General features: G+C 75.8%; 12 protein-coding genes. 5 read left to right on the forward strand and 7 right to left on the reverse strand.

What is annotated here, in order from left to right; genetic code table 11:
- Positions 1 to 151 precede the first annotated feature (151 nt).
- Together IH54_RS0112310 and IH54_RS0112315 are read right to left on the reverse strand one after the other, a co-directional pair.
- Positions 152 to 511: a hypothetical protein gene (locus IH54_RS0112310; RefSeq protein ID WP_031515888.1), complete on the reverse strand. Its 360-nt coding sequence runs from the start codon at positions 509 to 511 to the stop codon at positions 152 to 154.
- A 197-nt stretch (positions 512 to 708) separates the two neighbouring features.
- On the reverse strand, positions 709 to 2,169 hold the full coding sequence (locus IH54_RS0112315; RefSeq protein WP_031515890.1) for a carboxylesterase family protein: 1,461 nt from the start codon (positions 2,167 to 2,169) through the stop codon (positions 709 to 711).
- A 337-nt stretch (positions 2,170 to 2,506) separates the two neighbouring features.
- On the opposite strand from IH54_RS0112315, the gene IH54_RS0112320 reads away from it, so the two are divergent.
- Both IH54_RS0112320 and IH54_RS44430 read left to right on the forward strand, forming a co-directional pair.
- Positions 2,507 to 3,085 (forward strand): TetR/AcrR family transcriptional regulator, encoded by a 579-nt coding sequence (locus IH54_RS0112320; protein WP_031515892.1) that lies wholly within the window; start codon positions 2,507 to 2,509, stop codon positions 3,083 to 3,085.
- Positions 3,086 to 3,166: 81 nt separating this feature from the next.
- Entirely contained in the window at positions 3,167 to 3,838 is a 672-nt protein-coding gene (locus IH54_RS44430; RefSeq protein ID WP_031515894.1) for a tetratricopeptide repeat protein, read from the forward strand.
- 25 nt (positions 3,839 to 3,863) lie between these two features.
- Here the strand turns inward: IH54_RS44430 and IH54_RS0112330 are convergent, their stop codons facing one another.
- Together IH54_RS0112330 and IH54_RS0112335 are read right to left on the reverse strand one after the other, a co-directional pair.
- Entirely contained in the window at positions 3,864 to 4,331 is a 468-nt protein-coding gene (locus tag IH54_RS0112330; protein ID WP_031515897.1) for a hypothetical protein, read from the reverse strand.
- A gap of 137 nt (positions 4,332 to 4,468) precedes the next feature.
- Positions 4,469 to 5,719 (reverse strand): chitinase, encoded by a 1,251-nt coding sequence (locus IH54_RS0112335; RefSeq protein WP_031515899.1) that lies wholly within the window; start codon positions 5,717 to 5,719, stop codon positions 4,469 to 4,471.
- A gap of 195 nt (positions 5,720 to 5,914) precedes the next feature.
- Between IH54_RS0112335 and IH54_RS0112340 the strand changes: the two genes are divergently transcribed.
- Positions 5,915 to 6,520, forward strand: coding sequence for a TetR/AcrR family transcriptional regulator (locus tag IH54_RS0112340; protein WP_031515901.1), 606 nt, complete (start codon positions 5,915 to 5,917; stop codon positions 6,518 to 6,520).
- The gene (locus tag IH54_RS0112345) at positions 6,517 to 7,440 is read left to right on the forward strand and encodes an SDR family oxidoreductase (RefSeq protein WP_031515903.1); all 924 of its coding nucleotides are present in this window, start codon (positions 6,517 to 6,519) and stop codon (positions 7,438 to 7,440) included. Before IH54_RS0112340 ends, IH54_RS0112345 begins: the two co-directional genes overlap by 4 nt.
- 40 nt (positions 7,441 to 7,480) lie before the next feature.
- On the opposite strand, the gene IH54_RS0112350 is transcribed toward IH54_RS0112345, so the two are convergent.
- Both IH54_RS0112350 and IH54_RS0112355 read right to left on the reverse strand, forming a co-directional pair.
- Entirely contained in the window at positions 7,481 to 10,780 is a 3,300-nt protein-coding gene (locus IH54_RS0112350; RefSeq protein ID WP_031515905.1) for a tetratricopeptide repeat protein, read from the reverse strand.
- A 467-nt stretch (positions 10,781 to 11,247) separates the two neighbouring features.
- The gene (locus IH54_RS0112355) at positions 11,248 to 11,736 is read right to left on the reverse strand and encodes a hypothetical protein (protein ID WP_031515907.1); all 489 of its coding nucleotides are present in this window, start codon (positions 11,734 to 11,736) and stop codon (positions 11,248 to 11,250) included.
- A 254-nt stretch (positions 11,737 to 11,990) separates the two neighbouring features.
- On the opposite strand from IH54_RS0112355, the gene IH54_RS0112360 reads away from it, so the two are divergent.
- Positions 11,991 to 13,844, forward strand: a complete 1,854-nt coding sequence (locus IH54_RS0112360; RefSeq protein WP_031515909.1) for a serine/threonine-protein kinase — start codon at positions 11,991 to 11,993, stop codon at positions 13,842 to 13,844.
- On the opposite strand, the gene IH54_RS0112365 is transcribed toward IH54_RS0112360, so the two are convergent.
- Positions 13,813 to 14,571 (reverse strand): FAD:protein FMN transferase, encoded by a 759-nt coding sequence (locus IH54_RS0112365; protein ID WP_052397365.1) that lies wholly within the window; start codon positions 14,569 to 14,571, stop codon positions 13,813 to 13,815. The genes IH54_RS0112360 and IH54_RS0112365 overlap by 32 nt on opposite strands.
- Positions 14,572 to 14,601 lie beyond the last annotated feature (30 nt).

Consider the following 14,601-nt stretch of genomic DNA (forward strand, 5'->3'; position numbering starts at 1 on the left):
AAACCTCATCCGAGGAGCGTTGTCAACTGATCGGTTAGTTGATAAGCGCGTGCCGCTCGCCGCGGTGGCCGGGCCCGGTCGCCGAGCGGGCCCGCGCGGCCACCGGACGCGACCACCGGACGCGGTCACCAGACGCGGTCACCAGACGCGGTCACCAGATGACGATGCCGCCTCCGACCGCGCGGGCCCGCTCGGCGGCCGCGACGATGTTCGCGAAGCGCTCGCGGACGTAGTCGGGGAGGTAGCCGCCGCGCACGGCCAGCTCGCCCAGGTGCGGCCGCAGCGCCGCGCACTCGGCGAGGAAGTCCGCGACGTCGTCCCGCTCCACGTACAGATCCCCGCGCGCGAGCCGCGGCAGGAAGCGCGCCCCCAGGGCCACGGCGTCCTCGCCGCCCCACAGCCGCTTGCGCGTGCTCTCGAATCCGGCCAGCTCGGCGCCGTTCTCCGGGTCGTCCAGGAAGTCGTGGCCGCCGTCGGCGTCGTAGCGGAAGGTGTGCACGGACAGGCTCATGGCGCCGATTCTCGACGGGCGGCCGGGCCGTGTCGACGGCGTTCCCCGGGCCCGCGGGCCGGTACCGCGCGGAGGTGGGGACGCGTCCCGTAACCCGTGGCCCCGGGCTAACGGTGCGGGCGCCAAGGGCGGCACGCAGACCGCGCGGACCGGGGTCCGCGTGATCGACGGCCGCGCGGCCGCCCCGCACCGGGAACCTATCCGAAGCTCCTGACCTGCGGATACGCGGGCCATCCCGGGTCGCCGGTGTGGACGAAGGCGGCCCACGCGCCCTGGACCTCCGCGGTCAGGCGGCGCAGCTCCGCCGGGTCGGCGCCCGCGAGCACGGGAGCCGCGCGCCACGCGGGCCGGTCGGCGCCGAAGAGGAAGGGCAGCTCGATGCAGTGGCAGGGCCCGAGCGGGCTGCCGGGCGGGGCCCAGTCGAAACGGTAGACGTACGCGGTGGCCGCCCGTGCCGCGAGCCGCAGGGTGCCGTCGGTGAAGCTCCGGGCGGTGACGTCGGCGACCACGCCGCCGGGCTCGCCGGGAAAGAAGGCCCTCGCTTCGTCCCTCGCGGTGCCGACGAGGAGCGGCACGTCCGTCCGCGCAGCCCCGACGAGGTCGCGGGGCAGCCCACCCGCCGCGACCAGCTGCAGCACCGGCGTCACGGACAGCGGCTCGTCCTGCTCCCGCGCCAGATCCTGCTGGGCGCGCAGCAGGACGGGAACGGCGGCGGAGCGCAGTCGAGCGGCGAGGGCCGCGCTCCCGGCGGGGTACGGACCCGGCACCCCGGACCCGCCCGAGGACCCGGCGCCCGCGCCAGGCGGGCCTTGCCCGCCGGGAAGCGGGTACGGACCCGGCACCCCGGACCCGCCCGAGGACGCAGGGCCGACAGGCCCGGCGTCCGCGCCGGGCGCAGGATGCGGCGGTGCGGCGCTCGCCGGGGGCCGGGGGGACGTCTCCGCAAGTTCCGCCAGGCGGCGGGTGCGGGCCGCCGCCTGCTCAGGGGCGAAGGGGGCGACGCCCGCCGGGGGGCTCTGGAGGACGGCCCGGGCGAAGAGGCCGCGGCCCGCGGGGTGGGCGAGGAGGGCGAGGGCGGAGAGGGCGCCCGCGGACTGGCCGGCGAGGGTGACGCGGGCCGGGTCGCCGCCGAACGCGGGCGCCGACGCGCGCACCCAGCGCAGGGCCGCGAGCTGGTCGAGCAGGCCCGGGTTGACGGCCGCCGCCTCCGGGCCGAGGTGGGCGTAGCCAAAGGCGCCGAGGCGGTAGTTGACGGTCACGACGACCATCCGCCCGTGCGCGGCGAGCTGCGCCCCCGCGTAGAAGTCCTCACCGCCGGAACCGCTGGAGAAGCCGCCGCCGTGCAGCCACACCACGACGGGCAGGCCGGTGCCGCCCTCGCCGTGCAGGTCGGGCGTCCAGACGTTCACGGTGAGGCAGTCCTCGCTCTGCGCGAGCCCGCCGCCGGGCCCCGTCACGGCCGCGAGCCGCGAGGGCGGCTGCGGCGCGGCGGGCCCGGGCGCGCTCGCGTCCCGTACCCCCGTCCAGCCGGGTGCGTCCCGCGGAGCCGCGAAGCGTCCCGCGACGGCGTACGGCACCCCGCGGTAGGCGGCGACCCCGCCCTCGGCCGTCCCGCGCAGCACCCCCTGCGGCGTACGGACGGCGGGGCGGTCGGTCATCGTACGCACCTCCCGGGGCGGGCGCGGGGCGGGACGGGCCGGACGCGGGGCCGGGACGGGCCCGGCACGAGGCCGGGGCAGGACCGGAGCAGGCCCGGCACAGCCCGACGCGGAGCCGGGACAGGACCGGGGCGAGCCCGGGACAGCCCGGCACGGGCCGGGGCAGGACCGGGGCGAGCCCGGGACAGCCCGGCACGGGGCCGCAGCAGGCTCGGCGCGGGCGCCCGACCCCTCCCTCCCCTTATTCTTCTGTCCCGGACGCCCGGCGGCATCCGCTCGGCGCGCATCCCGTTGCCCAGCCCGTGTCAACTGTCCGGTTAGTTGATACGCTGGCGGTATGACCAAGGCCGTCCCCGCCCGCGACGCGGAAGCGACCCGGCGCCGTCTGCTGGACGCGGCGACCGCCGAATTCGCCGCGTACGGCATCGCGGGCGCCCGCGTCGACCGCATAGCGGCGGAGGCCCGCAGCAACAAGGCGCAGATCTACCACTACTACGGCAGCAAGGACGGCCTCTTCGACGCCGTCTTCGACGAGATGTGCCGGCAGACCCTCGACGCCGTCCCGATCGACCCGGCGAACCTGCCCGAGTACGCGGGCCGCCTGCACGACTCCTACGTCGAACGCCCGTGGGTCCAGCGCCTCGCGACCTGGTACCGCCTGGAGCGCGCGGGCAGCGGTGTGGAGCTGCCGGTCGTCGCCGAGAGCACCCGTGCGAAGGTCCGCGCGATCGAGGAGGCCCAGCACGCGGGCGTCCTGCCCGCCCGCTACTCCGCCTCCGAGCTGCTCGGCCTGATCCTGCACCTCTCCGGCTTCTGGAGCAGCAACGTGCCCGAGTACGACGCGGTGTCCGCGCCGACGTCCGCGGCCCGCCGCCGCGAGGTCGTCGTGGCGGCGGTGGCGGCGCTGCTGACCTGACGCGGCCTGACCCCCGCGGGCCGTTCCCTGGCCTACGCTCGACGGGCGTCGTCTTTCGGGTGTCCGGTTGTCCGGGGGTGTGTGCGGTGGGTTCGGGGCCTGCGGGCGTGGAGGCGGCGGAAGGCGGGCTCGCCCCGGGCGCTGCACCGCGTCAGCCTGCTCACCGCGCCGGGGGCCGAGGAGGACGGGGACGAGCGGCGGGTGCGCGTCCACCAGGTCGTCCAGCGGGCGACGCGCGAGACCCTGCCGCCGGAGGAGTACGGGAGGGCCGCCGGCGCGGCGGCCGACGCGCTGCGGGCGGCCTGGCCGAAGGTCGAGCGGGACACCGCCCTGGCCCAGGCCCTGCGCAACTGCGCCGCCACGCTCATGTCCTGCACGGACGACTCCGGTTGCCTGTACGGATCCGGCGCCGACGCGGTGTTCTTCCGGGCCGGAACGAGCCTGGGCGAGGCAGGACAGCCCGGGGCGGCCGCCGCATACTTCCGGCACCTCGCGGCGACTGCCGCCCGTCAACTGGGCGCCGACCACCGCCACACCCTGGTCGCCCGCCACAACGAGGCCTTCTGGCACGGCGAGGCCGGCGACCCGGCGGGCGCTGCGGACCGATTCGCCGCCGTCGTCACCGACATGGAGCGGGCCCTCGGGCCCGAGCACCCCGACGTCCTCACCGCGCGCCCCGACCACCCGGAGACGGCGACAACCCGCCGGTTCCTCGCCCACTGGCGCAGCCGGGCAGCCGCGCACGGCACTTGACGGCCGCGGCGCCCCTCCTCAGGCCTCAGGCCGCGGGCCCTCCCGCAGGCCCTCCCGCAGGTTCGGCGGCGGGCCCGGCGGCGGGCGGCGGCGCCGGCGGGGCGGCCTCGCCCGAGACGAGGACGCGGTAGTGGTTCTCCGCCCGGTAGCGCACCGGGACCGTCCACCCCGCCTGGGGCAGCGCGGTGATCGGGAACGTGTGGTCGGTCTCGGCCTCGAAGGCCTCCCCGTCGGGCGGCGTCACGGCGAGGGTCAGGTCCAGCCGGACCATCCCGTCCCTCATGAATTGGCGCGGGGCGACCTTCACGATCTCGGCGGTCGCCGCGACCCCGCGGGTCGTGATCCGGTGGCGGATCGCACTGTCGCCCGCCGCGAAGGCGATCCCGATGAGCATGACCGCGCCGATGCCGCCGAAAATGTAGTAGGCGGGTGTGTTGTCGATATGGCCCGTGCAGTTCGACTGATGGCAGTTGGTCGCCAGTTGAGCGAGCATCGCGTCCCCCCTCGTTCGCGTCCCCGCACCATCATGGCCCTGCCCGCGGGGCCGTGGACGTCCTTCGGCCCGGCTCCCGGGAGGGCGAATTCCAGGGGCCGGGCCGAGGGACGTGACGGGTCGGGAAGGGGGCGGGTTCAGCAGGCGCCGAGGTCCTGCCAGACCCCCCATTCACCGGTGGTGCCGGGCTCCTCGCCCTGCGTCCACCACTTGGCCTGCCACTTGTGGCTCTTCCAGGAGACCTGGTTGCCGCCGGTGTAGATCGCCGACGAGCTCCACGAGGCGACGGTGCAACTGCCCGTGCCGCCGGTCGTAGAACCGCCGGTCGTGGTACCGCCGTTGGTGGTCCCGGTGGACGTGCCACCGTTCGTCGTACCGCCGTTGGTCGTGCCGCCGCTCGTGCCGCCCGAACCGCCCGCGTACTTCAGGAAGATGTCGGTGAACTGCAGCGTGCTCTGACTGATCTGGCTGCAGGTGGACAGGCCGTTGGCGCTGCCGCCGCACGCCTGGTCGCGGGTCACGGCCCAGAAGGCGAGGCGGCCGACGCCGTGCTGCTCGGCGAAGGACTCGACGGTCTGGGCGTCGGCGAGGGTGAAGGTGGAGCCGTCGTCGTTCTTGCCGATCATCGGCGTGATGCCGAGGTTGGCGTAGGTGTAGCCGGCGTCGACGGACTGCATCTGGCCCAGCGTGGCCTGTGCCGCGGCGACCGAGCCCTGGCCCATCTCGGTGCCCGTGCCCGAGTAGTAGTCCATCGTCATGATGTTGACGACGTCGATCTTGACGCCCGCGGTCTTCGCGGCCTTGATGATGTTGACGCCGTCGCCGGTGAGCCCGCTCGCGAGGACGGGCAGCGTCACGGAGAACTGCAGGTTCGGGTTCGACGCCTTGAGCGTCTTCATCGCCTGCATCTGGCGCGCGGCGGCCGCGGTGTCGGCGATCGCGGCGCCCTCGATGTCGAAGTCCAGCTGTGTGACGCCGTAGTCGTTGATGAGGGCCTGGTAGCCCGACACGATCGAGCTCTGCGTGGAGCACGTCCAGGCGAGCGGCAGGCCGCTGGCACCGCCGGACGAGATGATGACGGACGCGCCCTCGGACTTCGCCTTCGCGATCAGCGGGTCGGTGAAGGAGTCGTTGCCGATCGGGAGGGTGTCGCCCCAGATCTGGTTGCAGCCGGAGCCGAGCACGAAGGCCGCGGTGTAGGCCTTGAGTCCGTGGCCGGTGACGGCCTGGTCGAGCAGGCCCTCCTGGCTGTTGGACATGTCGACGTAGGGGGCGACGGCGTAGGTGCCGGTCGCCGCGGCGTTGCCGGCGGGGGCCAGGGCGAGGACCGCGCCGGCGGTCGCGAGGGTGAGCGCGGAGGCGGAAGCCGCCCATTTGGCAAGGTGCATGAAAGCCCCTCGGGCGTGAAGTGGTGGGGGAGGAGGTCACTCAGGCCTGAGTTGGTACATACCAAAGCGCGCACAGGCGTACCGCGTCAAGAGGACTAGACCAACTCCCTCCGGAGGAAGGGTCCGGGCTTGCTCTCGCCCGAGGCGTGGGCTATTAACAAATGGACGTTCATTTACTCTCCTGGGAGGTCCCCGGTGGCACGCCCGCGCGGAGTCGAGGACGCGGTGATCCTGCGCGCGACGGCCGACGTCATGGGCAGGCTCGGCCCCGCCGGGCTCACCCTGGCCGCCGTCGCCCGCGAGGTCGGCCTCGTCCCCGCGACGCTCGTGCAGCGCTTCGGCTCCAAACGCGGCCTGCTGCTCGCCCTCGCCGACCGCTCGGCGGCGGACGCGGGCGAACTCGCCCGCCGCGTAAGGCAGGAGCACCCCTCCGCGCTCGCGGCCCTGCGGGCGCTGACCGTCGAGTCGGCGGCCGGGACGGCGACCCCGGAGCGCTTCGCGCACCACCTGGCCTTCCTCTGCATGGACCTCGCCGACCCCGAGCTGTACGCCCGTGCGCTGGCCGTCCACGAGGCCCACCGCCAGGCCGTCGCCCAACTGCTCGCGCAGGCCGCGGAGTCGGGCGAGCTGCGGCCCGGCACGGACGTCCCCGCGCTCGCCGACGCCGTACGGGCGGTCACCGCGGGCGCGGGCCTGAACTGGGCGCTCGAACGCCGCGGCACCCTCGCGGAGCGGCTCCACCGCGACCTCGGCACACTGCTCGCCCCGCATCTCCCCTCATCCACCACGGAGGCACGATGAAGACGACGACGCCCGCAGGGACGGCGCTGGCAGGCCGGGTGGCCCTGGTCGCGGGCGGCACGCGCGGCGGCGGGCGCGGCATCGCGGTCCAGCTCGGCGCCGCGGGCGCGACCGTGTACGTCACCGGCCGCAGCAGCTCCGCCGCCGGGCGCTCGGCGATGGACCGCTCCGAGACGATCGAGGAGACCGCCGCGATGGTCACCGCGGCGGGCGGCACGGGCATCGCGGTCCGCACCGACCACAGCGACCCGGACGACGTCCGCGCCCTCGTCGGCCGGATCGCCGTCGAGCAGCACGGACGGCTCGACGTCCTCGTCAACTGCGTATGGGGCGGCGACCCGTTGACCGACTGGGAGCACCCGCTGTGGGAGCAGGACCTCGACACGGGCCTGCGGCTGCTGCGGCAGGCGGTGGAGACCCATGTGATCACCAGCCGCTACGCCCTCCCGATGCTCGTCGCCCGCGGCAGCGGCCTCGTCGTGGAGGTCACCGACGGCAACACCGCCCGCTACCGCGGCTCGTTCTTCTACGACCTCGCCAAGTCGGCGGTCATCCGCCTCGCCGTCGCCCAGGCAGCCGAGCTGCGCCCGCACGGTGTCGCGGCGCTGGCGATCACCCCGGGCTTCCTCCGTTCGGAGGCGATGCTCGAAGGCTTCGGCGTGACGGAGGCGAACTGGCGCGACGGCGCCGCGAAGGACCCCCACTTCGCGCACTCCGAGAGCCCCGCCTACCTCGGCCGCGCGGTCGCCGCCCTCGCCGCGGACCCGGACGTGATGGCCAAGTCGGGCCGCGCACTGGCCACATGGGGCCTGTACGAGGAGTACGGCTTCACGGACGCGGACGGCACGCAGCCGGACTGGGCCGCGCACTGGGCGGCGGAGATGGAGCCCGAACACGGACCGCTGGGGGCCGGGTTGTGAGGCGGCTGCGGTGACGTCGGGCTTGTGAGGGCGGGGCGGGTCAGTCCGCCGCCTCCGCCTTCGCCTTCATACGCTCCAGGTCGTCGCGGACCTTGCGGGTCGACTCGGCGTCGGGGCCGTCGAGGCGTGCGCGGGCCTGCAGGAGCCGAGCCAGGTCGCTGAGGGCGCCGGGCGTGTCGCCCGCCACGTAGCGGTTGAGGGCCAGCTCGTGGCGGACGCCGAGGGTCACCGGGTGCTCGGCGCCGAGGGCGCGGACGCAGTCGACGTGCAGCTCGGCGAGGGCGGTGAGCGCGCCGACGGTGTCGGCCTGCCTGCCGCGCGCCGCCGCCACGCGGAACCGCACCCGCAGGGTGTCCGGGTGCTCGGGCCCGGGCACCCGGGCGCACCGGGCGGCCAGGTCCGCGAGGGCCACGAGGGCGGCGACGGGGCGGTCGGCGCTCTCGTGCATGTCGGCCATGTGGGCCAGGAGTTGCCGGGTACGGCGGTGGTCCGTACCGAAGACCCGCTCGGTGTCGGCGAGCAGTTCCGCGCACGCGTCGGCGAAATCGGCCGGGGCCCGCGGCGGCAGGTCCTGGGCGGAGACCCCGAGCAGGTAGGCGCGCGTGCCGAGAGCCCCCGGGTGATCGGCGCCGAGGAGCGCCTCCCACTGGTCCGCCAGGGCGCGGAAGGCGGCCTCGTCGGCTGAGTCCGAGCCGCTGTTGAAGGCCGCGAGCGCCGCCGTGACCCGGCAGTCGAGCGTCACGGGGTGCTCGGGGCCGAGCACCCGAACGGCGGCGGCGAGCGCGCGCTCCGACAGGGCCAACGCCTCGTCGTCCGCACCGAGGTTGATGTGCATGCCCGCGAGCAGGCGCAGGGTGTCGACGGTGTCGGGGTGGTCCTCGCCCGCGACGCGCCGCAGTTCGGTGTGCAGCGCCTCAGCGATGGTGAGGGGGTCGGCCTTCGGCGGGCCCCCTGCGCTGTGGCCCTTGGTGATCAGCAGATCCGTGACGGCGTCGACGTCGTCCCCGGCGAGCGGCTCACCGTGCCCCCGGTCGAGCATGCCGCGGACGATCGCCATCGCAGTGACCAGCGTGTCCGGGTGGTCCGGGCCCAGCCGTCGGATCCGGCCGCGCAGTACGGCGGCGAGCTCCGCACGCGGCCCGGGCGCGTCGCAGGCGGTCGCCGACAGCTGCGAGACGGCCAGGTGGTGCCGGGTCGTGAGCACGTCGCGATGCTCCTCGTCCAGCGCCTCCCGCTGGCGCGCCAGGATGCCTGCGAGTTCGCCCGCAGCGCCGAAGTCATCACCGCGGGCACCGCGCCAACGGGCCGCATGGGCGAGTGTCTTGAGCAAGGGAAGGTCTGTGCCGATGCGATCGGCGCCGTGAGCCGCGGCAGCGCGGAAGGCCATGGTGCGGAAGTGACGCTCGGCTTCCGCGCACCGGCCCCACACGCCGAGGCTGTGCCCGTAGCGGTAGGCCAGGGGGTGAATACCGCCGCCGTCCAGCAGGCCCGCTCCGCCGTCGTCCCCGGAGTCGGGATACTCCAGGGCCTCGACCGAGCCCCACAACAACCGGGCCTCTGCCAGGCTCCGTTCGGCGTTCGGCCATGCGGCGGCCAGCGCGTTCCGCAGGCCGCGGAGCAGGTACCGCCCCTCCGGGGTGTCCACCCTCGGCACATCGGCCAAGCCGGCACGGAGCACGCCTTCGGTGATCCGGACGAGCCGTACTGCGCCGTGCTCTTCCCGGTCGATCACACCCCTGACATGCAGGGCGCGCAGGGCGGTGCGGACGGCGCCCACGTCGACCGGCGCTGTCAGCGCCTCCCTGCCCTGCATGGCCCGCCGTCCTGCGGGCCCCAGGTGCGTGAGGTCGTCCGGGTGCCAGTGTTTGCCGAGCAACGCCATCTGCCGCCGTGCGGGCTCCACGAAGAGGACGTCCTCCAGGACGCCGTCGTGGTCCAGCAGCGCGATCAGAGCGAGCACCGCACGCACCACGCTTTCCGGTGCCATCGCCGCGGCCGCCTCGATGGACCGCCGGACCGGGGTGGGCTGTGCGCTGTCCCCGCCGGAGACGGTGACGTCGGATCGGGGTTCGAGACACGCGTCGGGAGGGAGACCTCCCTCCACGGCCGCTCGGGCCGACGCGACGACGAAATCCTCCACGTCGCCCTTCCCGGCGACCCGGCGGGCAGCCGCGTTCCGTTGCAGCGCGCGCTCCAGGTACGTGTAGACCTCGCCGAAGGTGAACGGCCGGACCCGCACCACCCGCGGGCTCCCCGCGCCCTCGAAGTCGGCGCGGCTGCTGGTCACCAGCACGCGCCCGCCCGGGCTCGCGGGCGGCCACAGGCCCGCGAGGTGGGCCGGGTCGGTGACGCCGTCGAGGACGACGAGCCACGGGTGGGGCTGCGTACCGCCCGCCGGACGGAGCCAGTTGAGGAAGGCCTGCGCGCCGTCCGCCACGTCGACGTACGTGCGGCCGAGCAGGTCCTGGCCCGCGCGGGCGTACGCGGACAGGACCGCCTCGCGGGAGGACGCGTCGGCCCACAGCAGCAGGTGCAGGTCGCCGCGGTCCCACGCGGACTCCGCGTACTGCGCGGCCAGTTGAGACTTGCCGGTGCCGAACATGCCCGCCAGCACGATAGGCGGGCCGCCCGCCGGATCGGCCGCGGCCAACTCCGGGACGTCCCGCTCCTGGAAGGGCGAGGCGAGCGCGGGCACGCGCCCGATGCGGTACGGCAGGCGGACCGCGGCCTGCGTGACCTGGTAGTTGTTGACGATGTGCGCCTGCCCGACGGCGGCCCCGCTGCCCTGGTTCTCGACGCGGATGTCCCGCCCGGCGTGCACGCCGCCTCCGGCGGGGGCGGGCGGATCGGACGGCGTGAAGCCGCCGGGGCTGCCCGGAGCCGCGCCCCCGGGGGCGTGCCCGGGCGGCACCGCCCGGCCGGGGGCGCCGGAAGCAGAGGACGGGCCCGCGGCGCCGGGCGCGGCAGGACCACCCGGGGCGGCCCCCAACAGGTCGTGGCCGTCTCCCGCGGCGTCGGACGCCTCCGGGCCGCCGCGCTCAGCGGCCGCCCTTGCGGCAGACCCGCTCCGTGCCGCCTCCTCGTGGCTGCCGGGCGGGTCCGCGGGCGCCGCGGGCCCTTCGTGGGCACGGGCGCGGTGGGCCGCCACGAGGCCGGCGACGGCCACCGGGCCCAGGGCGGTCGCGATCGCCACATCGCGCATGGCCGCCTTGACGGCCCCGCGTCTGGTGCGGGCAGGGTCGGCAGTGCCAGGCGCATCCGGTGCGGCCTCCGCGGCTGCCGCCGCGCCGGACTCCGCCGCACCCCGCACCGTCTCCCCGACCTCGGGCAGCTCGGCCAACGCCTCCGCGACCCGCGCCGCATCAGCCCACGCCGGACCAACCGCACCCCGCCCCGCCTCCGCAACCTCGGGCCGCTCGCCCGACACCCCCGCAGCCCGCGGCGCATCAGCACGCTCACCGGCCCCCGCCGGAACCGCCGCACCCCGCGGCCCCTCCACAGCCCCCGCCGGACCAGCCGCACCCCGCGCCGCCTCCGCGACCTCGGGCCGCTCGCCCGACACCCCCGCAGCCCGCGCCGCATCGACCCCCGCCGGACCAGCCGCACCCCGCGGCGCCTCCGCGACCTCGGGCCGTTCGCCCAGCACCCCAGCACCCCGCGGCGCATCAGCCTCCGCCGGGACATCCGCACCCCGCGGCGCCTGCGCGGCATCGGGCCGCTCGGCCAGCGCCTCCGCGGCCCGCGGGGCGTGCTCGGGGTGGTCGGCCGGGGGAGTCGGCCGGGTTGGGCTCGTGGGTGCCGGAGCGCTCAGCCCTGGGATGCGTCCGGCGTCGGAGGGGGGTTGACGCCCAGGTGGACGTCGCCGCGGATGACGGCTGCGGCAACGGAGTTGGCGCCCTCCGCGCGTACGGTCACGTCACGGCCCGCCGCGACGGAGCCGTCCGTCGCGCCGACCTGTGTGCGGGAGACGGGGAGTTCGGCGAGCAGGGTGCGCAACTCGGCCGACGCCGACGTGCGTTCTTCGGCGTCGAGGTCTTCCAGCAGGTCCCGGATGCGGTTCGTCCAGACCGCGCCCGCGCGTTCCCGTACGACCTCCGACTCGGCGCCGGGGGCGGCCTCCAGCTCCGCGGCGGTCGTGTCGAGGCGTTCGAGGGTCACCGTCTCCCGGCGGTCGCTGCCGCGGCCGAACCAGCGGGCCAGCCGGGCCCGCAGTTCGGTCCAGGCGTCCGTGCCCGCAGCGGTCACGACCGCCGCGCCCCCCGATGCCGCGAGCGCGGCAAGTGCTTGCTCCAGCATGAACACCCCTGTGCGCGATGGCCCTTACCCAGAAGGTAGCTCTTCCCGGCCGGGCCCGGGAGCGCCTTGCGGTACGCCGCCCGCGGGGACGGAGCGGCGGCAGGAACCGGGCCCCGCGCGGCACACGTCCTCCGCGGCGCCGGGGTGACCGCGCCGGAGCGGCGGCCCGGCCCTCCACCGCCGTTGCTCCGGGCAACCAGCCTTATCATCACGCGAGTTCATACCACGAGCGGACAACGGGAGGCACCGGCCGTATGACCAGTACGCACGGGGGAGACGGCGAGGCGGAACGGGACGGCCTCGACGGCGCGGTCGAACCGCTGATACCGGCCGACCCCGCCCGCATCGGGCCCTACCTGCTGCTCGGGCGGCTCGGCGCGGGCGGCATGGGGCGGGTCTACCTGGCCCGTTCCGAGGGCGGCCGGACGGTCGCGGTCAAGGTGGTGCACGAGGAGCACCTCTCGGATCCCGCGTTCAAGGCCCGCTTCCGGCGGGAGATCGACGCGGCGCGGCGGGTCGGCGAGCGGTACACCGCCCCCGTCCTCGACGCCGACCCCGACGCCGCCCTCCCGTGGGTGGCCACCGGCTACGTCCCGGGCCTGTCCCTGGACGAGGTCGTCCGCGAGCACGGTCCGCTCCCCGCCGCGTCCGTACGCGCCCTCGCCGGCCGCCTCCTGCACGCCCTCCAGGACATCCACGCGGCCGGCATCGTCCACCGCGACCTCAAACCGTCGAACGTGATGCTCACGGCCGGTGGGCCGAAGGTCATCGACTTCGGCATCGCCCGGGCCGTCCAGACCACCGTCGAGTCGCTGCTGACCAGCACGGGAATGGTCCTGGGCTCACCGGGCTTCATGTCCCCCGAGCAGGTCCGCGGCCAGGACGTGGGCCCCAAGAGCGACGTGTTCTCGCTCGGGTCCGTGCTGATGTACGCGGCGACGGGCAGCCTGCCCTTCGGCGCGGGGGCGGGCAACCACCACGCGGTCATGTTCCGGGTCGTCGAGGAGGAGCCCGCCCTCGACGGGGTCCAGGACGGGGACCTGCGCGCGCTCATCGCCCGGTGTCTGCAGAAGAAGGTCGAACTGCGGCCTTCCGTGGCCGAGTTGCTGACGGACCCGGAGCGGACGGTCGTCCTCGGGGACGACCGGGCGTGGCTCCCCGCGCCGGTGCTGGCCCGTATCGCCGAGCGGTCCGCCCGGCTGCTGGAGGCGGACGCGGCACCCGTACGCCAACCCGGTGCGGCCCCGACGCTCGTCGCCCCCGAGCATCCCGCGGCGGCGCCCGGCGGCACGCGGCCCGAGGCCGGGGACAAGGAGAAGGAGGAGGAGCGGAAGGACCGGAGGCGCCGCACCCGCTTCCTGGCCGTACCCGTCGTCCTCGTGCTGGGCGCGGGCACCGGCACGCTGGTGATGCTCCAGCCGTTCAGCTCCGACAGCCGCGACAGCGCCGCGCCGCCGTCCCGCAGCGCCGGCCCCTCGTCCGGCACCACCCGGCCGCTGCCCGCGGACGCCCCGTCCGCCACGCGGGGCTCGGGCAGCCCGGCACCGCCCGGCACGCAGACCGCGAAGGCCTCGGCGAGCACCCCGCCCGCGGCGGGCAGCAGCGCCCCGGCGAAGGCCGGCAGCGGCGGCCGGACGAGCACGGGCGGCGCGAGCGAGGGGAGTTCGACCGCGGGGAGCACCGGCTCGGGCGGGTCGTCCGGCAGCTCTTCCGGCTCCGCGTCGAGCGGGTCGACCACGTCGGGCAGCGGCTCCACCGGCAGCTCCGGCAGCTCCGGCTCCACCGGCAGCAAGGTCCCCACGGCCTTCGTGGGCGGCTGGACGTACGGCGACACCTTCAACGTCGGCCAGCCCGCCACGATCACCTTCACCTCCGCGGGCACCGTCCGCCTCACCGAACTCCCCGTCAGCGGCTGCTCCTACACCGCGCAGGTGACCTCCACGGCGAACGGCGGCAGCCGCGTCGACGTCGGCCCGGCCCAGGCCGACAGCCACTCCTCCCCGATCTGCGCCTCGCTCGCCGCCTCCTACTTCGCCGTGAGCGGCAGCGGCATCCGCCACTACACCGGCGACGGCGTCACCAACGGCTACTACTACCAGCGGTCCTGACGCCGGACCCGAACCCGGCGGTCCGCCACCCCTCCCCGGACGGCGTGACCGCCTGCGCCTCCGTGGCGGGCAGCGACTCCAGCCAGGCGCGGGCGGCGGCACCGCCCATCGCGTAACCGGCGGTCGCGTGCACGTCGGCGTCCGTCAGGGAGACGGCGACCACCGTCAGGGAGGCGAGGGGATCGGCCGGGGGGCGGCCGGTGTGCGGGTCGAGGATGTGCGGGCCGCGCTCGGCGGGGCCCGAGGTGGCGACGGCCAGCGACGCGCCCGGCGGGGCGAGGACGACGGCCGCGAGGGCGCCGCGCAGCAGCGGGTGGGCGACGCCGATGCGCCAGGGGCCGCCGTGGGTCTGGATGTCGCCGCCGCCGTTGACGCACACCGCCTCCGCGCCGGAGGACGCGAGCATCGCGGCGGCGCGCTCCACCGCCCAGCCCTTGACGAGGCCGGTGGGGTCGAAGTCCGGGCCGCCCGCGTAGTGCGCGCTGAAGTAGCCGCGGGTGCGGCGCTCGGCCGCCTCGCACAGGCGCATCACCTCCCACACCTCGGGCGAGCACCTCGACAGCGCGAGCGTGCCCGCGGCGAGGCGGCTGATCTGGCTCTCCGGGCGGTACGTCGAGAAGGTCTCGTCGACGTGCTCCAGCCACGCCCCGGCGGCGTCCAGCGCAGCCCCGGTCCGCGCCTCCCCGGCGGCCGGACCGCGGACGTCGAGGGAGAAGACCGTCCCCATCGTGTGGACCGTGCGCACCGTGCGCGGCCC

Source organism: Streptomyces sp. NRRL F-5123 (assembly GCF_000721495.1).
GTDB lineage: Bacteria > Actinomycetota > Actinomycetes > Streptomycetales > Streptomycetaceae > Actinacidiphila.